General features: G+C 59.5%; 24 protein-coding genes and 1 pseudogene. 5 read left to right on the forward strand and 20 right to left on the reverse strand.

What is annotated here, in order from left to right; all coding sequences use genetic code 11:
- Positions 1 to 175 precede the first annotated feature (175 nt).
- The 12 genes and pseudogenes from QRN20_RS20050 to ubiE form a co-directional block, all read right to left on the reverse strand.
- Entirely contained in the window at positions 176 to 2,119 is a 1,944-nt protein-coding gene (locus QRN20_RS20050) for a methyl-accepting chemotaxis protein (RefSeq protein ID WP_122607000.1), read from the reverse strand.
- A gap of 207 nt (positions 2,120 to 2,326) precedes the next feature.
- Entirely contained in the window at positions 2,327 to 3,190 is an 864-nt protein-coding gene (locus tag QRN20_RS26935) for a methyl-accepting chemotaxis protein (protein WP_449121666.1), read from the reverse strand.
- A pseudogene (locus tag QRN20_RS26940) lies at positions 3,182 to 4,264 on the reverse strand (methyl-accepting chemotaxis protein); the annotation flags it as partial. The gene QRN20_RS26935 and the pseudogene QRN20_RS26940, both read right to left, overlap by 9 nt.
- 73 nt (positions 4,265 to 4,337) lie before the next feature.
- Positions 4,338 to 5,045: a 16S rRNA (uracil(1498)-N(3))-methyltransferase gene (locus tag QRN20_RS20060; protein ID WP_025993911.1), complete on the reverse strand. Its 708-nt coding sequence runs from the start codon at positions 5,043 to 5,045 to the stop codon at positions 4,338 to 4,340.
- Positions 5,042 to 5,842 (reverse strand): twin-arginine translocase subunit TatC, encoded by an 801-nt coding sequence (gene tatC, locus QRN20_RS20065; RefSeq protein ID WP_004882693.1) that lies wholly within the window; start codon positions 5,840 to 5,842, stop codon positions 5,042 to 5,044. Before tatC ends, QRN20_RS20060 begins: the two co-directional genes overlap by 4 nt.
- Positions 5,839 to 6,294, reverse strand: coding sequence for a Sec-independent protein translocase protein TatB (tatB, locus tag QRN20_RS20070; protein WP_058430864.1), 456 nt, complete (start codon positions 6,292 to 6,294; stop codon positions 5,839 to 5,841). The genes tatC and tatB overlap by 4 nt, the downstream gene beginning before the upstream one ends.
- Before the next feature lie 4 nt (positions 6,295 to 6,298).
- Positions 6,299 to 6,592 carry a twin-arginine translocase TatA/TatE family subunit gene (locus QRN20_RS20075; RefSeq protein WP_004882691.1) on the reverse strand — a complete coding sequence of 98 codons (294 nt, stop codon included), beginning with the start codon at positions 6,590 to 6,592 and terminating at the stop codon, positions 6,299 to 6,301.
- 47 nt (positions 6,593 to 6,639) lie between these two features.
- On the reverse strand, positions 6,640 to 6,972 hold the full coding sequence (locus QRN20_RS20080) for a phosphoribosyl-ATP diphosphatase (RefSeq protein WP_004882690.1): 333 nt from the start codon (positions 6,970 to 6,972) through the stop codon (positions 6,640 to 6,642).
- A gap of 2 nt (positions 6,973 to 6,974) precedes the next feature.
- Positions 6,975 to 7,367 (reverse strand): phosphoribosyl-AMP cyclohydrolase, encoded by a 393-nt coding sequence (gene hisI / locus QRN20_RS20085; RefSeq protein ID WP_004882689.1) that lies wholly within the window; start codon positions 7,365 to 7,367, stop codon positions 6,975 to 6,977.
- Between the two features lie 67 nt (positions 7,368 to 7,434).
- The gene (gene ubiB, locus QRN20_RS20090; RefSeq protein ID WP_004882688.1) at positions 7,435 to 9,054 is read right to left on the reverse strand and encodes a ubiquinone biosynthesis regulatory protein kinase UbiB; all 1,620 of its coding nucleotides are present in this window, start codon (positions 9,052 to 9,054) and stop codon (positions 7,435 to 7,437) included.
- Positions 9,051 to 9,674 (reverse strand): ubiquinone biosynthesis accessory factor UbiJ, encoded by a 624-nt coding sequence (locus QRN20_RS20095; RefSeq protein WP_285361057.1) that lies wholly within the window; start codon positions 9,672 to 9,674, stop codon positions 9,051 to 9,053. Before QRN20_RS20095 ends, ubiB begins: the two co-directional genes overlap by 4 nt.
- Positions 9,674 to 10,444, reverse strand: coding sequence for a bifunctional demethylmenaquinone methyltransferase/2-methoxy-6-polyprenyl-1,4-benzoquinol methylase UbiE (gene ubiE, locus QRN20_RS20100; RefSeq protein WP_004882686.1), 771 nt, complete (start codon positions 10,442 to 10,444; stop codon positions 9,674 to 9,676). The genes QRN20_RS20095 and ubiE overlap by 1 nt, the downstream gene beginning before the upstream one ends.
- 144 nt (positions 10,445 to 10,588) lie before the next feature.
- Here ubiE and QRN20_RS20105 point away from each other — a divergent pair, with 144 nt between their 5' ends.
- The 5 genes from QRN20_RS20105 to QRN20_RS20125 all read left to right on the forward strand — a co-directional run bounded on the left by QRN20_RS20105 (position 10,589) and on the right by QRN20_RS20125 (position 13,352).
- Complete coding sequence (locus tag QRN20_RS20105) at positions 10,589 to 10,867, forward strand: polyhydroxyalkanoic acid system family protein (RefSeq protein WP_004882685.1); 279 nt, start codon at positions 10,589 to 10,591, stop codon at positions 10,865 to 10,867.
- Positions 10,868 to 11,027: 160 nt separating this feature from the next.
- Positions 11,028 to 11,501 carry a phasin family protein gene (locus QRN20_RS20110; protein ID WP_029243151.1) on the forward strand — a complete coding sequence of 158 codons (474 nt, stop codon included), beginning with the start codon at positions 11,028 to 11,030 and terminating at the stop codon, positions 11,499 to 11,501.
- A 10-nt stretch (positions 11,502 to 11,511) separates the two neighbouring features.
- On the forward strand, positions 11,512 to 12,294 hold the full coding sequence (locus QRN20_RS20115) for a phasin family protein (protein ID WP_096767102.1): 783 nt from the start codon (positions 11,512 to 11,514) through the stop codon (positions 12,292 to 12,294).
- A 178-nt stretch (positions 12,295 to 12,472) separates the two neighbouring features.
- Positions 12,473 to 12,826, forward strand: coding sequence for a type II toxin-antitoxin system HigB family toxin (locus QRN20_RS20120; RefSeq protein ID WP_063625668.1), 354 nt, complete (start codon positions 12,473 to 12,475; stop codon positions 12,824 to 12,826).
- 52 nt (positions 12,827 to 12,878) lie between these two features.
- Entirely contained in the window at positions 12,879 to 13,352 is a 474-nt protein-coding gene (locus QRN20_RS20125; RefSeq protein ID WP_029243148.1) for a helix-turn-helix domain-containing protein, read from the forward strand.
- A gap of 180 nt (positions 13,353 to 13,532) precedes the next feature.
- Here the strand turns inward: QRN20_RS20125 and QRN20_RS20130 are convergent, their stop codons facing one another.
- The 8 genes from QRN20_RS20130 to QRN20_RS20165 form a co-directional block, all read right to left on the reverse strand.
- Positions 13,533 to 14,147, reverse strand: a complete 615-nt coding sequence (locus tag QRN20_RS20130) for a TetR/AcrR family transcriptional regulator (protein ID WP_058430867.1) — start codon at positions 14,145 to 14,147, stop codon at positions 13,533 to 13,535.
- A gap of 80 nt (positions 14,148 to 14,227) precedes the next feature.
- Positions 14,228 to 15,913, reverse strand: coding sequence for a class II poly(R)-hydroxyalkanoic acid synthase (phaC, locus tag QRN20_RS20135; protein ID WP_058430868.1), 1,686 nt, complete (start codon positions 15,911 to 15,913; stop codon positions 14,228 to 14,230).
- A 164-nt stretch (positions 15,914 to 16,077) separates the two neighbouring features.
- Positions 16,078 to 16,935, reverse strand: coding sequence for a poly(3-hydroxyalkanoate) depolymerase (phaZ, locus tag QRN20_RS20140; protein WP_004882678.1), 858 nt, complete (start codon positions 16,933 to 16,935; stop codon positions 16,078 to 16,080).
- Positions 16,936 to 17,067: 132 nt separating this feature from the next.
- On the reverse strand, positions 17,068 to 18,747 hold the full coding sequence (gene phaC, locus QRN20_RS20145) for a class II poly(R)-hydroxyalkanoic acid synthase (RefSeq protein ID WP_004882677.1): 1,680 nt from the start codon (positions 18,745 to 18,747) through the stop codon (positions 17,068 to 17,070).
- Positions 18,748 to 19,118: 371 nt separating this feature from the next.
- On the reverse strand, positions 19,119 to 19,496 hold the full coding sequence (locus QRN20_RS20150) for a gamma-butyrobetaine hydroxylase family protein (RefSeq protein WP_004882676.1): 378 nt from the start codon (positions 19,494 to 19,496) through the stop codon (positions 19,119 to 19,121).
- A gap of 74 nt (positions 19,497 to 19,570) precedes the next feature.
- The gene (gene hslU / locus QRN20_RS20155) at positions 19,571 to 20,908 is read right to left on the reverse strand and encodes an ATP-dependent protease ATPase subunit HslU (protein ID WP_004882675.1); all 1,338 of its coding nucleotides are present in this window, start codon (positions 20,906 to 20,908) and stop codon (positions 19,571 to 19,573) included.
- 41 nt (positions 20,909 to 20,949) lie between these two features.
- The gene (hslV, locus tag QRN20_RS20160; protein WP_004882674.1) at positions 20,950 to 21,480 is read right to left on the reverse strand and encodes an ATP-dependent protease subunit HslV; all 531 of its coding nucleotides are present in this window, start codon (positions 21,478 to 21,480) and stop codon (positions 20,950 to 20,952) included.
- A 370-nt stretch (positions 21,481 to 21,850) separates the two neighbouring features.
- Positions 21,851 to 22,546 carry an SPOR domain-containing protein gene (locus tag QRN20_RS20165; protein ID WP_004888232.1) on the reverse strand — a complete coding sequence of 232 codons (696 nt, stop codon included), beginning with the start codon at positions 22,544 to 22,546 and terminating at the stop codon, positions 21,851 to 21,853.

A 22,546-nucleotide genomic window follows, 5' to 3' on the forward strand; every position in this document is an offset into this window, starting at 1 on the left:
AACTCAGTATTCGCGGACAAGTCCGCTCCCACTTTCAGTACCGCATTCCTTCAGGTCGATTTGTGTATAACGATGAGCGCGGAGCATGGGCACGATCATCAACCTCACACTGATCGTTCCTACGCTCTGCGTGGTAACGCCTCTCAGGACGCTCCGCGTCCGGTCTGGCAGCCGATCACTCCACTCGGAATTTCCCCACCAGCGCTTTCAGGTGCGAGCCCAGGCGGGCCAGTTCTACGCTTGAGGCAGCGGTCTCGTTGCTGGAAGAGGCGGTCTGTTCAGAGATGTCGCGCACGTTGATGACACTGGCGTTGATCTGCTCGGCCACGGTGCTCTGTTCCTCGCTGGCGGCGGCGATTTGTTCGTTCATCTGCTGAATGGTGGCCACGGTGCGGGTGATCTGCTCCAGCGCTCCACCGGCCCGGCGGCTCAGTTCGACGCTGCTGTCAGTCAGGCTGCGGCTGTTGTCCAGCGTGGTGGCGACCTGCTGAGTGCCGGTCTGAAGGGCCTCGATCAGCTCTTCGATTTCCTCTGTGGACTTCTGCGTGCGCTGCGCCAGGCTGCGAACCTCATCGGCCACAACCGCGAAGCCACGGCCAGCCTCGCCGGCACGTGCGGCTTCGATGGCAGCGTTCAGCGCCAGCAGGTTGGTCTGCTGGGAAACCGATTTGATCACGTCAAGAACCCCCACGATCTTGCTGCTTTCCTGCTTGAGCTGATTCATCGCCTGAGTCGAGTTGACGACTTCGCGAGCCAACTGCTCGATCTGGGTAATGGCCTGGCCGACAACCCGATCTCCGTCCTGCGCCTGCTGATCAGCCTGAGCCGCCGATTGCGAGGCTTCCTGCGCATTGCGGGCGACCTCTTGAACCGTCGCAGTCATCTCGTTCATGGCGGTCGCGACCTGATCGGTCTCGTCTTTCTGTGTATTGACCCCCATGCAGGTCTGTTCGGTCACGGCCGACAGTTGCTCGGCCGCGCTGGCAATCTGCGAGACGCCGTCGCCGATGCCGCCAATCAGCTCTCGCAGGCTCAGCGTCATGGCTTGCATGCTGTTCTGCAGTTGCCCCAGCTCGTCGCGGCGTCCGGTTTCAAGGTCCTTGCTCAAATCGCCCTGGGCGATCCGGGCGGCAGCGATCAGCGTCTGACGTAAAGGCTCGGTAATCTGCCGAGTCATGATCCAGGCGGCCAGCAGGCCGACCAATAAGGCCAGCGCAGCAACGCCGGACAGGGTTTTTCTGGAGCTGTCCGCCTCGCTGTCGCGCCGTGTACCTTGCAGGGTGCTCAGTTCTGCGACAGCGTTGAGCATCTTGTCACCCAGATCCTCCAGCATTTCCTGACCTGCCTCGGTCTTGACCTGGATGACCTTGAACCGGGTCAGCTGCTCCCGATACTGCTGCAAGGCCTCATTGGCAGGCACCAGCGCCTGAATATTTTCATCCGCCTGATCCTGCGAGATTTGCTGCATTTCCTTGAGCGCTTCATCAATTGCGGTCACAGCTGCGCTCTCATCAGCCTCCTTGCCGGTGAAGGTGTAGGCCTGCACCTGATAACGGGCAATCTGAATCTGATGCTTGAGTTGCGAGAGGTTGGTGAACTCGTCCATCCGCTCACCGTTGTCCTGCTCCTGACTGACCGCCTTGAGCACTTCCTTCTCTACCTGCGTTACGGCGTTTACCGCTTGCTCGGACTTCTGATCAAGTCGGGCGCGCATCTGATCGCGTGCTTCACGATCGGCCCCCAGGTCGGTGAAGGTCTTTTCCATAAGGCTGATCAGTTGGCTCTGGGACTCGAGGCTGGCAAGAGCGTCAGCTTCGTCGCTCTGTTTGCGCAGCGAGGCCAGGAGGGCTTCGATCTCATTAAGTCGGTCGACGACTCTGGATACGTTCTCCGGGGTATTTTCCACTCGGGCGACGATCCGCTCGGTGCGCAAGTCCTTGGTCAGGCTGTTGAGCCGGTCGATTGCGGAGAGCGATTCTGAACGATCGATCATCGTGTCCAGGCCATGCCAGCCGGTCAGCGTGATCGCCAGCGTCAACAGCAGTACCAGGCCAAAACCGAGTGCCAGTTTGAGTTTGACGCTCAGGTTGCCGAGCGTGTGAGTGATCCTTCCAGGCATTGAAATGCTCCTGCGTTATGCGAACGAAACCAGATCCTGAACAGCACAGAACCTGCGTTATGAACGCATCGGCGAGGAGTTGAATCGCGTGACCTGAACAGGTCGTAGGAGATTTCCGAGTCGATCGGTACAGTGACGGGCGTCACTCAATGACAAGGCCGGGCATCTCCGCACCGTTCAACGGGCGCGGAAATGGCCTCGGTGCAATCAGACGGTAAAGCGGCTCACCAGCGTCTGCAGATGAGTACCCAGCCGCGCCAACTCGATACTGGATGCGGCGGTTTCTTCGCTGGCAGCGGACGTTTGTTCCGACACGTCGCGCACGTTGATGATGCTGCGGTTGATTTCTTCCGCCGTGGCGCTCTGTTGCTCGGCGGCAGCGGCGATCTGCTGGTTCATAGACTGAATCGCCGAGACGGTCTTGGTGATATTTTCCAGCGAGCCACCTGCGCGGCGCGTCAGGTCCACGCTGCTGGCACTCAGCTCGCGGCTGCTGTCCATCACGCTGGCCGCCTGTTGCGTTCCGCTCTGCAGGCTGACAATCAGGGCTTCGATCTCTTCGGTGGATTTCTGAGTGCGCTGTGCCAGGCTGCGCACCTCGTCGGCGACCACGGCAAAGCCGCGGCCGGCTTCACCGGCGCGTGCGGCCTCGATGGCGGCGTTCAAGGCCAGCAGGTTGGTCTGTTGGGCGACGGATTTGATCACATCCAGCACGCTGCCGATCTTCTCGCTTTCCTGCTTCAGCGCGCCCATGGCTTCGCTTGAGTTACCGACCGCCGACGCCAGACGTTCGATCTGGGCGATGGCTTCGTTGACCACGCGCTCACCTTCGCGTGCCTGCTGATCGGCCGCGACAGCTGCTTCGGAGGCTTCTTCGGCGTTGCGAGCGACTTCCTGCACGGTGGCCGTCATCTCGTGCATGGCGGTCGCAACCTGATCGGTCTCGACCTTCTGGTTGTTGACGCCAGCGCTGGTCTGTTCAGTAACCGCTGACAACTCTTCGGCAGCGCTGGCAATCTGGGTGACGCCATCGCGGATACCGCCGACCAGCTCGCGCAGGCTGACGGTCATGCGCTGAATGGTGCTTTGCAGCTTGCCCAGTTCGTCCTTGCGATTCACGTTGAGGTTGCGGCTCAGGTCACCAGCGGCGACGCGCTCCACCACTTCCAGGGTTTCCTGCAGCGGCGTGGTGATCTGACGGGTGATGATCCATGCCGCCAGTACGCTGAGCAGCAGCGCCAGAACGGTGGCTGCAATAATCATCATGACGGCGTGGTCACTTTCTGCGTCACGGCTTTTGTTCTGGCGCTCGATCATCTCAGTGCTGGTGGCCAGCATTTTCACGCCCAGAGCGGTCATTTTCTCCAGCGCGGCCTTGCTGGCAGCCTGCGAGTCCCGGTATACGCCCACCGCAGCGCGGTAGCCTTTCAGGCCTGCGATGGCTTGTTGCAAGGTCGGTGCGAACTCTGAGGACACATCGCCTGCCAGGGTATTGATACCGGTGACTGCGTCATCGATGGCCTGGTTGGCGTTCTTCTCGAATTCCGGTTTGCCGCTGTAGGTGTAGCCGCGAACCTGAAAACGTGCCTGCTGGATCAGCTTGCTGACACCCACGATGCCATTGAAGGCCAGGATGTTGTCTTCCTTGAGCAGCGCCGCTTCGATCTTGTTTGCCTGCTCCACGGCCTTGTCGGCGTTGTCGCCCATCTGGCTGCGACTGCCTTCACGCACTCCGATGGCCTTGGTCATGTCGTCGAACGACTGACGGTATTCGCGCGTCGCCTGTATCTGCCCATCGATCAACTGAATGTTTTCCGGAGACCGCAGCAGGTTTCTGGCGCTCTGGAGGGCGGCGTCGAGTTGATCAAGGTTGGCTTTGACGTCAGTGGCAGTCTCCGCGTTGTACAGCGCTTCGTAGCGCATGCGGTTGATGCGCAGCTGCAGGGTCAGCTCATTGATTTCGGCAATCGCCGTTACGCGATCCCCACGATCAATCAGGGCGTCGGTGCTGAACCAGGCGGTCGTGGAGATCATCAGGGTCATGATCAGCACCAGACCGAAGCCGATGGCCAATTTCAAGCTGACACTCGCGTTGGCGAGACTTTGAGTTAACCCGCGATACATGACCACTCCTCGATGACTCATTCTTGTGCGTATCCATCCCTATCGGCCAGTCATGACGTAACTGAAGCGATTGAGCGGGATACCGCGATTTGAATCAGAACAGTCGTGCGAGGAGTGCAGTGACAGCGGTTTCAACCCGCAGAATACGGTCGCCCAGTTGCACCGGCTGCAGGCCGGATTTGCCCAGCAGGTCGACTTCGTAGGGAATCCAGCCGCCTTCGGGGCCGATGGCGAGGGTGACCGGTTCGGTGACAGCGCGCGGGCAGTCCGGGTAGTCACCGGGATGGCCGACCAGCCCCAGAGTATTCAGCGCCAGTTGCGGCAGACGGTCTTCGACGAAGGGCTTGAAACGTTTTTCGATCACGATTTCCGGCAGCACGCTGTCGCGGGCCTGCTCCAGCCCCAGAATCAGCTGTTCACGAATTGCGTGAGGCTCGAGAAACGGCGTTTGCCAGAAGCTTTTTTCCACTCGGTAGCTGTTGAGCAGGATGACTTTCGGAACGCCCATGGTCGCGACAGTCTGAAACACTCTGCGCAGCATTTTTGGGCGAGGAAGGGCGAGCAGCAGGGTAAGGGGCAGCTTTGCAGGCGGCTCGCTGTTCAACGAGACCCGCAGCTCGGCTTCACGCGGTTCAAGGCGAAGCACTTCGGCGGTGCCCAGCAGGCCATTGACGCGACCGACCCGCATACTGTCGCCGACCTCGGCCCGATGCACTTCCTGCATGTGCGTGAGGCGACGGTCACGCAGCACCACCCGGTCGGCCGCAATAAAGTCGGCCTCTTCGAGAAGCAGCAGGTTCACGGCTGAGTCGCGGGCGGCTGGTCTTGCTTGTCGGCTTCCTGTTCTTCATCGTCCGGGTGCTCACCGCGTTTCTTGATGAGTCCGCTGCACAGCACGCCCAGTTCGAACAGCAGCCACATCGGCACGGCGAGCAGGGTCTGCGAGAAGATGTCAGGCGGGGTGAGGATCATGCCGACCACGAAGCAGCCGATGACCACGTACGGGCGGATTTTCTTCAGGTACTTCACGTCTACGATGCCGATCCAGACCAGCAGCACCACGGCCACGGGAATCTCGAACGCCACGCCGAAGGCGAAGAACAGCGTCATCACGAAGTCGAGGTAACTGGCGATGTCGGTCATCATCGACACGCCTTCCGGCGTCACGCTGGCGAAGAAGTGGAAGATCAGCGGGAAAACCAGGAAGTAGGCGAATGCCATGCCTGCGTAGAACAGGATGATGCTCGACACCAGCAACGGAATCGCCACGCGCTTCTCATGCTTGTACAGGCCAGGCGCGATGAAGCCCCAGATCTGATGCAGGATGACCGGCATGGACAGGAACAGCGCCACCATCATGGTCAGCTTGAACGGCGTGATGAACGGCGAGGCCACGTCGGTGGCGATCATCGTCGCGCCTTCCGGCAGATAGACCCGCAGCGGCGCGGACACGAGCGTGTAGATCTTCTGCGTGAAGTAAAACAGACCGGCAAAGATCAGAAACACTGCGGCAACGCAGCGCAGCAGGCGTGTACGCAGCTCGGTGAGGTGCGAGATCAGCGGCATTTGCTGATCGTTTTCCGGGGTATCTGCGCTCATGGGGCTCGCGGTGGCAATGACGAATCGTGGGCGGGAGAGGGCGTGACGTCCGGTGTCGTGTCGGCGGCAGGTTTCGCGGTTTTCTCAAGCGTCAGCGGTGCCTTGTCGGCAGGCTCTGCCGGGCCGATCTCGTGATGCGATGCTGGCTGGGCAGCCTGCGGCGCGGTCGGCGGAACGATCGGCTCGTAGGCCACTTCAGGGTGCTGTTGCTGAGCGAACATTTTGCGCGCTTCATCTTCCAGCGAAAGAATGTGCTCGTTGTGCAACTGCCGACGGATTTCGTCGGCACCGATTTCACGTTCAACTTCCTGTTTGATCGCATTGAAGCTGCGCTTCAGTCGGCCTATCCACAGGCCTGCGGTGCGTGCTGCGCCGGGCAGTCGCTCGGGGCCGAGCACCAGCAGGGCCACGAGGCCGATCAACAGCAATTCAGAGAAGCTGATACCGAACATGGTCTTAAACCTGGTCTTTGCGGGTCGGCTCTTCGACTTTGTGCGCCTGCGCATCGATGGTATGCGGCTGGTTCAGAGGCGAGCCCTGAGGCGCGGTATACGGTTGTTGAGTCTGAGGTTGAGGCTGTGGTTGCGCAGAAGCTTGATCAGCGTTTTTTTCGTCGTCGTTCATGGCCTTGCGAAAGCCCTTGATTGATTCGCCGACATCAGTGCCCAGACCCTTGAGTTTCTTGGTACCGAAAACCAGTACCACGACGATCAGGATGACGATCCAGTGTTTCCAGTCAAAAATACCCATGAAACAGTCCTCGTAGAAGATTCTTCAAGCTCGAAAGGGGAAGGCAGTCAGTCTGCTGTGCGGGCGGCTTTTTCCGCATGACCGGACAGCCCGAACCGGCGGTCCAGTTCATCGAGCACGGCCTGTGGATGCTGACCCAGTGCCGCAAGCATGACCATGCTGTGGAACCACAGGTCAGCCGTTTCATAAATCACGTCGCTGCAATCACCGCTGACGGCAGCGTCTTTGGCGGCAATGATGGTTTCAACCGATTCCTCGCCAAGTTTTTCCAGAATCTTGTTCAAACCCTTGTGATACAGGCTGGCGACATAGGAACTGTCGGCAGCGGCATCCTTGCGTGATTCCAGCACCTCGGCCAGGCGGGACAGCGTATCAGTCATGTTCAATGGCCTGCATGGTAAATAGCATCAGGATCTTTCAAGACCGGGTCGACGGTCTTCCAGCCTGAATTTTCATACACTCGGTAGAAGCAACTTTCACGGCCAGTGTGGCACGCGATGCCGCCGATCTGCTCGACCATCAGGATGACGACGTCGGCATCACAGTCCAGGCGCAGTTCATGCAGTTTTTGCACATGACCCGATTCTTCACCTTTGCGCCAGAGTTTGCCACGCGAACGCGACCAATAGATTGCACGATTCTCGGACGCCGTCAGACTCAGGGCCTCGCGGTTCATCCAGGCCATCATCAGTACGCGACCGGTCTTGTGGTCCTGAGCGATTGCAGGCACCAGACCGTCGCTGTTCCAGTGAATCTCGTCCAGCCAGTCTTTCATATCTACTCCGGCAGCCGGACTTGAGGCCCGGCGGGTTGAACAGTGTGCCAGCGCCATGCGCTGCTGGCTATCGGCGAACGATCAGATACAGCCCGGCAATGAGCATGATCGCCGCGGGCCAGGCCGCAAGTGTCGGCAGTTGCGTGCCGGCTTCGCTGATCACCCAGCCCTGTATGACACCACCGGCCAGCAAGGCCGAGCCAATCAGTCGCAAGGCCCAGCCGTCCCTGTTCTCGCGCCATGGGTTAGGCGGGTCGGAAGCGTGCGGGCGGGACAGACGCTCCAGCAGGTCGCGGGTCATGTTGGCGATGTGCGGCAACTGCTCGACCTGCGATTGCAGATTGCTCACCAGTGTCTTGGGGCTGACGCGTTCGCGCATCCAGCGTTCCAGATAGGGCTGCGCGGTGCTCCAGAGGTCAAGCTCTGGGTACAGCTGGCGACCCAGACCTTCGATGTTGAGCAGGGTCTTTTGCAGCAGGACCAGCTGTGGCTGGACCTCCATGTTGAAGCGGCGTGCGGTCTGGAACAGGCGCATCAGCACCTGCCCGAAGGAAATGTCCTTGAGGGGCTTCTCGAAGATCGGCTCGCACACGGTGCGGATCGCCGCCTCAAACTCATTGAGCTTGGTTTCGGCCGGCACCCAGCCTGAATCAATATGCAATTGCGCCACGCGACGGTAATCGCGCTTGAAGAAAGCGAAGAGGTTGCGGGCCAGATAGTCCTGGTCTTCCGGTGTCAGGCTGCCGACGATGCCGCAGTCGATGGCGATGTACTGCGGGCTCCAGGGGCTGACCGTGCTGATGAAGATGTTGCCTGGGTGCATGTCGGCGTGAAAGAAGCTGTCGCGGAAGATCTGCGTGAAAAAGATTTCCACTCCGCGCTCGGCGAGCAGTTTCATGTCGGTACGCTGATCGGCCAGTGTCGCCAGATCGGTCACCTGAACGCCGTAGATGCGTTCCATGACCAGCACTTTCGGGCGGCACCAGTCCCAGTAGACCTGCGGCACGTACAACAGCTCGGAGCCTTCGAAATTGCGGCGCAACTGGCTGGAGTTGGCGGCTTCGCGCAGCAGGTCCAGTTCGTCGTAGATGGTTTTCTCGTAGTCCATCACCACTTGCACCGGGTGCAGCAATCGCGCATCGGCTGATACGCGCTCGGCGGTACGGGCCAGGATGAACAGCCACGCCAGATCCTGGCCGATGATTGGTTTCAGGCCGGGACGCACCACCTTGACGACAACCTCTTCGCCGGTCTTCAGACGAGCGGCGTGTACCTGCGCGACCGAAGCCGACGCCAAGGGTGTTTCATCGAAGCGGCTGAACACGTCGCAGATTTTCGCGCCAAGCTGTTCTTCGATCAGCTTGATGGCCAGATTCTGGTCGAACGGCGGTACGCGGTCCTGCAACAGCATCAGTTCGTCGGCAATGTCCTCGGGCAACAGGTCGCGCCGGGTCGAAAGCAGCTGGCCGAACTTGATGAAGATCGGCCCGAGATCCTGCAAGGCCAGACGGAAGCGTGCGCCACGGCTCAGCTCCGATTTGCTGCGCGGCAGCCAACGCCACGGCAGCACAAAACGAACTGCCAGCATCCACCACGGCAGGGGCAGGGCGAACAACAGGTCATCGAGGCGGTAGCGAATAACGACACGTTGAATGCGAAACAGACGGCGGACGGCAAGCAGCTTCATGCGTTATCGCTGGAATTGAGGGATCGGGCAAGGCGCGCAAAACGCGCCTCAAGGCGTTCCAGATCGAGCTTGATCTGGTCGAGTTCGGCAAAGCGGGCTTCGGCTTCATGTTTGCCGACCAGGGTGCGCGACTCTTCGCTGAAGTAATCGGCCGCGTTCTGGCTCAGGCTCGCCACACTATCACGCGTCCAGCGGGTACTATTGCGTAAATGGCCGCTGAGCAGTTGGCTGGCCACAGGACCCAGCCAGCGGGACAGCTCGTGTTCCCAGTCCAGCTCAAGGTCCTGGAGGATCCCGACCAGTTCCAGCAGTACACCACTGTCGCCATCCAGCTCAACTTCAGGACCGTGCAGCACGGCCGTCTTGTCCTTGCTCAGGGCCAGACGCAGCAGGCTCGACGCCGGAGCACGAAGGGTGCAGTCGGCATCGGCGGCCCACTCAGGGGCCAACAGCAGGCCCTCGTCGCTGGGCAGAATGTAGATTTTCAGGGACGGATCGCGGCAATCGATCTTGATCACATGGCCGGACAACCGCGCCAGACGCGGCAGCGCCGTGCTGTCCAGACGCAACACGCGGTTGATACCGTGCTCGACGCTGGCGAGCAGCCCCCGAAGCAACATTACGGTTTGATACCGCGGTGCAGGGCAACAATGCCCGAGGTCATGTTGTGATAGGTCACGCGGTCAAAACCGGCTTCTACCATCATCGACTTCAGGGTTTCCTGATTGGGGTGCATGCGGATCGACTCGGCCAGGTAGCGGTAGCTTTCCGAATCGTTGGTCACCAGCTTGCCCATGAACGGCATGAACGCAAAGGAATAGGCGTCGTAGGCCTTGGACATCAGCTTGTTGGTCGGCTTGGAAAACTCCAGCACCAGCAGGCGACCGCCGGGCTTGAGGACGCGCAGCATGGAGCGCAGGGCGTCTTCCTTGTGCGTCACGTTGCGCAGGCCGAAGGCGATGGTCACGCAGTCGAAATGGTTGTCCGGGAACGGCAGCTTTTCAGCATCGGCCTGGACGAATTCCACATTGCCGGCAACGCCCAGGTCGAGCAGGCGGTCGCGGCCGACCTTGAGCATTGAGGCGTTGATGTCGGCCAGTACCACGTGGCCGGTCGGGCCGACGAGGCTGGAGAACTTGCGGGTCAGGTCGCCCGTGCCGCCCGCGATGTCGAGCACGCGGTTGCCGGTACGAACGCCCGAGAGTTCGATGGCAAAGCGTTTCCAGAGCCTGTGCATGCCGCCGGACAGCAGGTCATTCATCAGGTCGTACTTGGCCGCTACCGAGTGGAATACCTCAGCGACTTTTTCTGCCTTCTGGCTTTCCGGTACATTTTTGTAACCGAAGTGAGTCGTAGGTTCGGCATCGCTGCCTTTGCGCTGATCGTTCATATCGCTTCACCGGAATAGATTGCGGGCCATTCTAATCGTCAAGGCTGGCTTTGTCTTGACAAGGCTCACCGCCAACGCTTTCTTGGATGCAGACGGGTGTATATAGTTGCGCCGCATTTCATACGATCATCAAGGAACACTCTCATGGCGAAGATAACTGTTGAGCGCCCTCATTCCCTGGGCCGGGAGCAGGCTCGCGAGAAGGCCGAGCAGTTGGTGGAAAAGCTGGCCGACCGGTATGGCCTGGCCCATGAGTGGGTAGGCGACACCGTGAAACTCGAAGGCAAGGGCGCCAAGGGCAAGGTAGAGGTCGAGGACGAGCTGATTCGCATCAATATCGACCTGAACTTCATCCTGTCGACCATGAGCGGCTCGATCAAATCCGAGGTCGAGCGTGTGCTGGACAAGGCACTGGCTGCCTGAGACTGTCCGAGTCGTAATGCCCCGTTTGTCGGGGCTCAGCAGGCCGCCGGGCTCTGCTCCTTTCCTTTCACCCTAGGGTGAGCATTCTAATTTTTCTCCGTAGCTTTGAGCTCATGCCCCTGTGGGGCGGTTCCTTCAACTTTCGAGCATGAGGTGCACCATGGCCAGAGTTACCACCAGGAAAAAAATCGAAGACGAACAGGCTTCCACCTTTTCCGACGTCAAGCTATATGCCCGCAAGATCTGGCTGGCGGGCCTGGGCGCCTACGCCAAGGTCAACGAGGAAGGTACGCAGTACGTCAAAGAGCTGATCAAGACCGGCGAGCAGACTGAGAAAGAAGCCAAAAAAGCCCTGGATGAAAAGCTTGAAGCCGCGAACAGCGAAATGGACTCGATCAAGGGCGAAGTATCCGATGCCAAGGGGCGCGTCGAAGCGCAACTCGACCGAATCGAAAGTGCTTTCGACCGCCGCGTCGCAAAGGCCTTGAACCGGATTGGCATCCCGTCTAAACATGATGTTGACACGCTCTCTGCTAAGCTCGATGAGCTGACGGCATTGCTTGAACGTGTCGGGCCCAAGAAGCTCGAACGCTCTGAGCCTAAACGACTCGAACGTTCCGAGCCTGGACAATAAGGAGAGCAGGATGGCTGGCAAGAAAAAGGTAGAGAAAGAAGGCAGCTCCTGGATTGGCGAGGTTGAGAAGTACTCTCGCCAAATCTGGCTGGCTGGTTTAGGCGCTTACTCCAAGATAAGCAATGACGGCAGTAAGCTTTTCGAGACGTTGGTAAAAGACGGCGAAAAGGCTGAGAAGCAGACCAAGGCCGAAGCGCAGAAACAGATCGACGAAGTCAAGGACACCACCAAGGCGGCCAAGTCTCGCGTCGGTGATGTCAAGGATATGGCTTTGGGCAAGTGGAACGAACTGGAAGGTGCGTTCGACAAGCGTCTGAACAGCGCCATTTCGCGTCTGGGTGTGCCGAGCCGTAACGAAGTCCAGGCACTGCACAGCAAGGTCGATCAGTTGACTCAGCAGATCGAGCAACTGACCGGCGCCAAGGCTCGTCCGGTTGCGCCGCGCGCTGCTGCCGCGCCCAAGCCTGCTCCGAAGACCACGGCCAAACCGCTGAAAGCAGCGGCCAAAACCGTCGCCAAGACAGCGGACAAGGCTGCGGATAAAGCAGCAGCGGCCAAGCCTGCGGCCAGAAAGGCGGCCGCCAAGCCGCTTGATGCTGCCGAGAAAGCGGCGTCGAAAACGGCCAGCAAGGCCAAGGATGCCGCCAAGCCAGCCGCCAAACCGGCTGCGCCGAGAAAGCCGGCAGCCAAAAAGGCCGCGCCCAAGCCTGCCGCTTCGGCCACGGCAGACAGCCCGAAACCGGCTGCCGCGCCAACGCCTCCACCGGAAGCACCCGCCAACCAGCCTTCGTAAGAAGACCGGAAACGCCAAGGCCCGACCTGCTCAGCAGGTCGGGCTTTTTGTTGGCGGGAAATATAGCTATCGGCCAAACCTGAAAGAGGTGTTTGGCTCTACAGTGGATATCTGTTTGACAGATATCTGTATTTGAGATAAAAATGCTCTCGTGTAGGGATGCCGAAGACTTGAAGACATGCGGGTAATAGCAAAAACGACGGTTGCGAAAGCCATCGAAGCTCATGGTCAGTGGAAGGCGGCACTGAGTTTGTGGCTGACCACCTTTGACAGGGCGACTCTGCGCTTTGAGTCCTTCGAGCAGCTTCGAGATACCTGGGTCACCGCTTCTGGATGGAACATTGACCGAATTCCCTGCTCGAAGCTGAGACAGCCGAGCGTTAAAGGGCCTCTTGATGTGTATGTCTTCGACATCAAGAAAAATGAGTGCCGGATTATTGCGTGGATTAATACCCGGAATGGCACTATTTATATAAAGGATATTCTGCCCCACGCCGGTTATGACAAGTGGTGCAAGAGTGACGTTAAGTAGTTGATCAGGACGATCGGTTCTATTTATGTATAACGTAATTATAGGTGACGCAATGAAGCATGATAAGAACGGAGCCACTGGGCTGGATTCCTTCATCGCTAACATTTCACCGATGCTTGATGGCTTAAGCGATCAGATAGCAACGATGGCCCAGTTATTGGCTGCCTGTCATGATCCCGTCAAGAGTGACACTGACTTGAAGGGGCGGATGGCGCTGATCGATGAGCTTTACTCTCATGCAGACAGTGAAGATCACGCAGCCGCGCGCTTTGCGGAGCTGGTGGCCGAGCGTGTGTATGAGTACGAGACTGAAACCGTTTTGATTCCTTACTCATCTCAGGCGGAAGCACTGGCTTTCCTGATTTCGGACAGGGGAGTCAGACAGAAGGATTTGTCAGGTGTTGCCACTCAAAGTGCTGTTTCCGAGATACTGAACAACAAGAGGAAAATGACGGTTGCTCAGATAAAAGGCTTTGCAGAATTCTTTAAAGTGCCCGTCGAGTTTTTCATGCATGGCGTCGTCTGATTCTTTTATGTTTAATCAGTTTTTTGAAGCGTGAACGTTCGACCGCCTTCCCTCGAAACAGGCATTCAAGGTACCGCTGTTTATAATACGAAGGCCGCCGCGTGACATGTGCCTGGCTTTTTTGCGGATGCCTTTATGTTCTGCTCGGATGAAGGATGAAGGCTGTGACGATGTCGCCTCTCACCGCCCCAGATACTCCATCGCAATCTGCTCGGCTGCCTGCCTCGAGGTGGGCAGCAGGTGCGGGGTGACGAGCATCATGATCTGGTACACCACCACCCGCACGTCGCCTTCACGGCCAAGAATGCGCTGGTAGTCCAGCGAGAACAGCAGGGTCATGGTGATCTGTTCCACCAGTTGCCCCAGCGCCTGGGTTTCGCTGACCAGTTGGCCCTGGGATTTCAGGCGGGCCAGCAGTGAGGCCAGGGTGCGTTTGAGCGAGTTGAGCAGGTTGCGGATGCCACGCGCCAGCTTGGGCAGGCGTCCGGCGAGGTTGGATAGGTCCTGAAACAGAAATCGATAGTGCGACAGGCGCTCGACGATCAGGTGCAGGAACATCCAGTAGTCTTCGGCACTGAGCCTTGCGTCGGCGGGCGGGTCGAGCAGAGGGGCGAGTTCGGCCTGGAAGCGTTCGAACAGACCCAGAATCAGCGGCTCCTTGCCGTGAAAGTGGTAGTACAGATTGCCAGGGCTGATGCCCATTTCGTTGGCGATTTCCAGCGTCGAGACGTTGGGTTCGCCCTGTTGATTGAATAGCGTCAGCGCACATTCGAGGATACGGTCGCGGGTTTTCATCCAGTCTTCTTGTTCGAGAATCCAAAGTCATCAGGAGGCAAGGGGCGCACCGCACAGGGTGGCCCCTTCAGGTCAGGCCATCAGCGCATGTGCACGTAGGTGCCCGGCGCGGCTTCCATCGGCGGGTACTTGGCGTTGCCCAGTTCCATGCGGGTCTCGCGCTCACTGCCGGAACGCTCCTGAATCCAGGTCAGCCATTCAGGCCACCAGCTGCCTTCGTGGTTCTGGGCGTCGTAATACCAGGCGCGCGGGTCGCCGCTGAGCTTGCCGTTCTCTACGTAATTGGCTTTCGGATTGCCCGGCGGGTTGAGGATGCTCTGCACGTGACCACTGTTGGACAGCAGGAAACGACGCTCGCCGCCCAGTAGCAGGGTCGAGCGATAGACCGAATCCCAAGGCGTGATGTGGTCGTTGATGCCGGCGACGCTGAAACTGTCCACTGTGACTTTCTGCAGATCGATAGGCGTACCGCAGACCTCCAGTCCGCCCGGATGGCTGAGCGGGTTGTGCTTGAAGAAATCCAGCAGGTCGCCATGCAGCGCGGCTGGCAGACGCGTGGTGTCGTTGTTCCAGTACAGAATGTCGAACGGCGGTGGTGCCTTGCCCAGCAGGTAGTTGTTGACCCAGTAACTCCAGATCAGGTCATTGGGCCGCATCCAGGCGAATACCCGGCTCATGTCGCTGCCCTCCAGTACACCGCGCTGATAGGAGCGACGTTTGGCGGCCTCCAGTGCTTCTTCATCGATGAACAGCGTGGCCGGGCTTTCGATCTGGCTGTCCAGCAGGCTGACCATGTAGGTCGCGCTTGCCACTCGCCGTATCTGGCGCTTGGCCTGCAAGTGGCCCTGCAGCGCAGCGATGGTCAGGCCACCGGCGCAGGCTCCGATCATGTTCACTTCACGGGCACCGGTGATTGCCCGGCACACATTCATCGCTTCTTCGGTCGCTTCCACGTAACTGGACAAACCCCATTCCCGATGCCGCACGTCCGGGTTGCGCCAACTGATCACGAAGGTCTGCAGGCCATTCTTGAGTGCGTACTGCACAAAGCTGTTACCGGGACTCAGGTCGAAGATGTAGTACTTGTTGATCTGCGGCGGGACAATCAGCATCGGTCGGCTGAACTGCTTTTCGCTCATCGGCTTGTACTGGATCAGCTCAAGCATCTCGTTGCGAAACACCACTGCGCCGGGTGTTGCCGCCACAGTCCGACCGATTTCAAACGCGTCTTTGGTGGTCTGGCTGGGCAAGCCGTTGTTGTGCAGCAGATCATCGGCCATGTGGCTCAGACCCTTGATCAGGCTGGTGCCGCCGGAATTGAACAGCTCCTTGACCGCCAGCGGATTGAGCAGGGTGTTGGTTGGCGACAGGGCATCGTTGAGCAGGTTGAACAGAAAGTGCGCCCTTGCCCGGTCATCCTTCGACAGGTCGCAGTCATCGATCCAGCGTTTGACCTGGTGCTGCCAGCTCAGATAAGCCTGCAAGCCACGACGGTACAGCGGGTTGAGGCTCCAGGTCGGGTCGGCGAAACGGCTGTCGCGCGGGTTGGGCGGATGCGGCGTCTCGCCCAGCAGCATCACGCGCCCCAACTGACCGCCCAGCGCCAGGGCGTGGCGGGCGCTGCGAAAGGGATGGCGCAAGCCTTGGGTGGCGACACTGCGCAGGGTAGAAAACAGATCGCGTCCGCGCAGGCCGGTCACGGCGCTTTGCACGTTGATGAAGGTGGCCGGCGTCATTTCGGCAACCTTCGTGGGTTTTTCTTGCATGAGGGCAACACTCCTTCGTCAAGCCATCAACTCATGGACTGGCGCAGGCCCCGTCGCGGCGGCCTGCGTCGTTCTGCGCGGTTCGACACTCCTGTCTCTGGCGCAGTCGGTGAAGCTTTTTTGTTCGCGAAGCGTTCCAGTGCCTTCGACCGTGACGGACGGATTCAGCGCGCTCTGGGAGGTACAGGTTGCGGGTGCATGACTGCGCGTTGTCGTTCCTGTTGCAGAAAACTCATGATGATGGGAGCCACGGCTTCGGCTCGAGTGATCAGGAACAAATGCCCGTCATCGATTATGTGTAGCTGGGCATTGGGTATCCGCCAAGCCAACAGGCGCATATTGACCAACGGGATCAATGGATCGTCGTCGCCCGCCAGCACCAGGGTGGGTTGATGAATCTTGTGCAGCCAGTGGATGCTGGTCCAGCCCATGCCTGCGAACAGCTGCCAGTAGTAACCGAGCTTGCCGGATGAGCGGACCTTCGCCGCATGGTTGGCCGCCAGATGAGGGTCACGACGGAACGCACCACCATAGATTTCCGGTGCGATACGGATCACGTGCGACGGCTGGATGTACCGGCGCGGACTCGCCATCAGCCACAGCACCCGCGGCTTACCGGGCACCATCGCCATACCGGCCGCAGTCGCGGCCAGCACCAGTTTCTTGCAGCGCTCGGGGTAGTCATGGGCGAACTGCTGAGCCAGCGCACCGCCCCACGACACGCCAATCGCGTTCACTTGCCCGTAATCCAGATAATCGAGCATGCGCGCGGCCAGCTTCGCCAGGCCCGGAAAGCGGTAGGGACGTTTGGGTGTGGAGGAGCCGCCGACCCCTGGCACGTCGAACGCGATGACTTCCAGATCCGGGTCCAGCGCGTCGACGAACGGAAATACCAGCTCGAGGTTGGCTCCGATGCCATTGAATATCAGCAGCGGCGTCAAATGGCTCTTGCCGGGCCGCACAGCGGTGCGAATGGTGTGACCGTCCAGGTCGATGGAGCGAAATACAAACGGTTGAGGCATGCGCAAAGCCCTGTTGGTTAAACCGCTGGGAAAGCTGTCCTGCGTTTCGACCAGATCGTACGTCTGTCATTCGCCTAACGAGCGCTGCCGGTCACTTCCATAGTGAACGGCAGCGTGCCTTCTTCCTTGAGTCTAGCGTTCGTGAACGTAGGTGCCGGGTGCCGCTTCGCCTGCCGGGAATGTTTTATTGCCAAGTGTTGTGGGCGCTTTCTTGAGCTTGCCCGAACGCTCGGTCTGCCAGGCCTGCCAGTGCAGCCACCACGAGTCTGTGTGCTTGGTACCGTTTTCCTGCCATTCGTCTGGCGTGGCTGGCAACTCGGTGTTGGTCATGTAGCGCGACTTGGGATTGCCCGGCGGGTTGAGAATGCTCTGGATGTGCCCGCTGCTGGACAGCACGAACTCGGTCTTGCCGCCGAACAGACGCGCGGACTTGTAGCAGGACGGCCACGGCGTGATGTGGTCATTGGTGCCTGCCAGACAGAACACATCGGTGGTCACCTGTTTCAGGTCGATCGGTGTGCCACAGACTTCCAGCGCGTTCGGGCGAGTCAGCGGGTTGTTCTTGAACATCTCGATCAGGTCGCCGTGAAAGGCTGCTGGCAGGCGTGTGGTGTCGTTGTTCCAGAACAGGATGTCGAAGACCGGCGGTTCATTGCCGAGCAGGTAGTTGTTGACCCAGTAATTCCAGATCAGGTCGTTGGGTCGCATCCACGCGAACACCTTGGCCATGTCCCGGCCTTCCAGCACGCCCGCCTGATACGAATGACGCTTGGCAGTTTCCAGCGTCTGCTCATCGACGAACAGGGCGACATCGGTGTCCAGCGTGGTATCCAGCACGCTGACCAGCAGGGTCATGGCGTTGATCTTCTGCTCGCCGAGGGCTGCGTAATGGCCCAGAAGGGCGGTGCAGGTGATGCCGCCGGAACAGGCGCCCAACACGGTCAGGTCCTTGCTGCCAGTGATCGCCAGGACTACGTCCACGGCTTCTTTCAGCGCCTCGATGTAGGTCGACAGGCCCCACTCGCGCTGAGCCTTGGTCGGGTTGCGCCAGCTGATGATGAATGTCTGCACATTGCTGCGCAGACAGAAGCGCGCCAGGCTCTTTTCCGGGCTCAGATCGAAGACGTAGAACTTGTTGATCTGCGGCGGAATCACCAGCAGTGGCTTTTCGTGGACCTGTTCGGTGATCGGCTTGTACTGGATCAGCTCCAGCACATCGTTGCGAAACACCACCGCGCCTTCGGTCGTACCGAGGTTCTTGCCCACCTCGAACGCGTCCATGTTCACCTGGCTGGGCATGCCACCGTTGTGCACCAGGTCTTTGGCGAGGTGTGACAGGCCGTCGAGCAGGCTTTTGCCGCCGGTCTCGAAGAAGCGCTTTACCGCAGCCGGGTTGGCGGCCGAGTTGGTGGGCGACATGGCTTCGGTCATCAGATTGATCACAAAGTGAGCACGGCTGACGTCCTGCGGGGTGAGATTGCTGCCGCCAATCCAGTCATGCAGCTCCTTGCGCCAGGCAAGGTAGGTCTGCAGATAACGGCGATACAGCGGGTTCTGGCTCCAGGCCGGGTCGGCAAAGCGTCGATCGTCCGGGGACGGCTGCAGAGCGGATTTGCCGAACACCACCTTTCTGAGTTCGGTACCCAGATGAGCGACATGCTTGAGGCTGTGGATCGGTTGTCTGATGGCCTGGCGTAGCACCATGCGTGCGGTGGTCAGTAGGTCCTTGCGACGCAAGCCCACCACCGGATTGAGATTCAAGGTGTGTTCAGAGGCCTGGCGCTGCAGGTCATCGTCTTTCGTGTTACTCATCTACGACGCTCCGTTGTCCTGAGACGAGTACCGCAACTACTTCCCTGTGAACCAGTGACACAGGCGAATAGCCGGTACTACTGCTCGTGTGACCTAAGATGGCTTGGCAGCCAATTTCCCGATTTTCACGCAGGCTACCGCGAAGGCATCTGAACAGCTGCGCTTCGTGTAACCACTCCTTGCATACCGCGTCTGCGCATCGGATCGATACGGAGGAAATTGCCAATGCCATTGGTTACGCGAGATTTCAAAAAATCGCAAGCGGCGTCAGTCATTAGCCGCTGCGCGGAACATTGAAACAAATTCGATTAGAAAGCGCGTCCTAAAACGGCAGATGGCGTGCCAGAGCGGCTGGGGCGGGGTTTTGCGGGTCAAAGCATGAGTTTGACGACGTGCTCGGAGGGGTCGCGGGACTTGCCGGCTTTTTCCAGCTCCTGAAGATAGTCCGCCCACAAGGCTTCCTGACGCACGGCCAGTTCGTGGAGGTATTCCCAGGTGAACAGGCCGCTGTCATGACCATCGTCGAAGGTCAGTTTCAGCGCGTATTGCCCGGCCGGCTCGACTTTCGTCAGGCCTACATTCAGTTTGCCGTGTTGCAGAATCGGTTTGCCGTGGCCCTGAACCTCGGCTGAGGGAGAATGCACCCGCAGCAGCTCGGCAGGCAGGTGATATTCCTCACCGGACGCGTATTTGAGCGTCAGGGTCTTCGAGGCCTTGTGCAACTGAATGGCGCTGGGGATTGGGCTCATGGATTCCGGTTTCGATGTTCAAGGCGATGCATGCACAGGAGCGCTTTTCGGCGCCCCTGTGCAGTCTGGCAGGCTTACAGAATGTAACGCGACAAATCTTCGTCCTTGGCCAACTCGCCCAGGTGACTGTTGACGTAATCGGCGTCGATGGCGATCGGCGCAGCGTCAGGGCTGGAGGCCATGTCGCCTGCGCTGAACGACACTTCCTCAAGCAGGCGCTCAAGCAGCGTGTGCAGGCGGCGGGCACCGATGTTCTCGGTCTTCTCGTTGACCTGCCAGGCGATTTCCGCCAGACGCTTGATGCCTTCGGGCTTGAATTCGATGTTCAGGCCTTCGGTCTTGAGCAGCGCGCAATACTGCTCGGTCAGCGATGCGTGCGGCTCGCTGAGGATGCGTTCGAAATCCTGCGGCGACAGGGCCTTGAGCTCGACGCGAATCGGCAGACGACCCTGAAGCTCGGGCACCAGATCGCTCGGCTTGCTCAGGTGGAATGCACCGGAGGCGATGAACAGGATGTGGTCGGTCTTGACCATGCCCAGCTTGGTGTTCACCGTACAGCCTTCGATCAGCGGCAACAGGTCGCGCTGAACGCCTTCGCGGGACACGTCCACGCCACCGGAATTGCCGCGCTTGGCCACCTTGTCGATCTCGTCGATGAACACGATACCGTGCTGCTCGACGGCTTCCAGCGCTTTGACCTTCAACTCTTCATCGTTGACCAGACGGCCCGCTTCTTCTTCACGGACCAGCTTGAGCGCTTCCTTGACCTTGAGCTTGCGGCTCTTCTTCTTGCCCTTGCCCATATTGGCAAACAGGCTCTGAAGCTGGTTGGTCATCTCTTCCATGCCGGGTGGCGCGGAGATATCGACGCCTACGGCTTCGTTGATCTCGATCTCGATTTCCTTGTCATCCAGCTGACCTTCACGCAGGCGCTTGCGGAACAGCTGGCGAGTGTTGGAATCGTTGGTCTGCACCGGGTCTTCGTTGAAGCCGACACGGGCCGGTGGCAGCAGGGCATCAAGAATGCGATCTTCGGCCGCATCTTCGGCACGATGGCGAACCTTGACGATTTCCTGCTCGCGCAGCAGCTTGATCGCAGCGTCGGCCAGATCACGGATGATCGACTCGACATCGCGGCCGACATAGCCGACTTCAGTGAACTTGGTCGCTTCGACCTTGATGAACGGCGCGTTGGCGAGCTTGGCCAGACGACGGGCGATTTCGGTCTTGCCGACACCGGTCGGGCCGATCATCAGAATGTTCTTCGGCGTCACTTCGACGCGCAGCTCTTCAGGGAGCTGCATGCGGCGCCAGCGGTTGCGCAGGGCAATCGCAACGGCGCGCTTGGCATCGTCCTGGCCGATGATATGGCGGTTGAGTTCGTGGACGATTTCGCGGGGAGTCATGGACATAATGATTGACGGTCCTCTAGCGCAAACAAGCCGAGAGCGGCTTATTCGGCGAGGTCCTGCTCCTCAATGGTGATGTTGTGGTTGGTAAACACGCAAATGTCGCCTGCGATGTGCAGGGAGGTTTCCGCGATTTCGCGTGCCGACAGATCGGTCTTGAGCAGCAGGGCGCGTGCGGCGGCCTGAGCGAATGCACCGCCGGAGCCCATCGCGATCAAACCGTCTTCCGGTTCGACGACATCGCCGTTGCCGGTGATGATCAGCGAGGCGTCCTTGTTGGCGACGGCCAGCATGGCCTCCAGACGGCTCAGCGAGCGGTCGGTGCGCCAGTCCTTGGCCAGTTCGACGGCTGCCCGCACCAGATGACCCTGGTGTTTTTCCAGTTGGCCTTCGAAGCGCTCGAACAGCGTGAATGCATCGGCGGTAGCGCCAGCGAACCCGGCAATCACTTCGCCGTGGTACAGGCGACGGACTTTCTTTGCGTTGCCTTTCATGACGGTATTGCCCAGGGAAACCTGGCCGTCGCCAGCCATGACGACTTTGCCGTGACGGCGCACTGAAACGATGGTGGTCAAGGGGAGAGTCTCCACGCAGCGGGGCGAAAATGCCCTGATGCAGACTCATATGGGGGTGGGGTCGGGTATTTCAACCGTTGGGGATGAATGGCTTTCTCAACACTGATCGTGCCCATCGCTTCGCGTGGGCATGCCTCCCGTGACGCTCCGCGTCACAAATGGCACAGATTGCTGACTCAGTGAGCCGAGCGAATGACGTGGATAACGCTGGAGCTTGGCACACATCTGCGCCGCATTCGAGAGCGGACGCGGAGCGTCCTGGAAGGCATTCCCACGCAGAGCGTGGGAACGATCATCGATCAGTGTCGAGGCAGACTTGTGTATAACGATGAGCGCTCCGCATGCGAACTATCGACTATTGGTGCGCGCCTTACCGGCTCTGGCGCTGCTGCAACAACAGGTTACTAAATCCACCACCCGCCAGTTGTTTCTGGGCCGTGGTCAGTTGTTCGCGGTTGCTGAACGGACCGACCAGTACGCGGTACCAGGTTTCGTCTTTCACCGTGCCGGATTCGACCGTTGCCGTCTGGCCCAGCAGGATGATCTGCGCACGGACTTTTTCAGCATCGGCCTGCTTGCGGAACGAACCCGCCTGCAGGAAGAACGTGGTCACCGCAGCCGGTTTGGTTGCCGCGACCGGAGGCGCTGGCGGTGGCGTCAGACCGCTGAGCGCAGCCTGGGCACGGGCCGTGTCGATCTTGGCGGCTTGCTCCGGCGTAACCGGGGCCGTCGGCGCGACCGCAGGCGGTGTCTTTTCAGGAACCGCTTCGTTCGGCACGATCACTTCCGACTCAGGCAGCAAGGTGTAGAAGTCATACTTGGGTTTGACCGGCGCCGTCGGGCTCGGTGGCGTCTTGTTCGCCTCGGCGATTTTTGCCGCCTTGGCGTCAGCCTTGACGCGCTTGATGTCATCGCCGCCGGGTTCGAGCTTCATCAGAAAGACAACGAATGCCCCGACGGTGACACCAATGACCAGCCACAGCCATCCTGGAATCGGCTTCTTCGCGGGTGCCTGATAACGGCTGGCGCCGCGCTTGGGTGCCGGTTTCTTCTTCGCAACTGCCAA

Source organism: Pseudomonas sp. fls2-241-TYG-175, assembly GCF_030209155.1.
GTDB lineage: Bacteria > Pseudomonadota > Gammaproteobacteria > Pseudomonadales > Pseudomonadaceae > Aquipseudomonas > Aquipseudomonas viridiflava.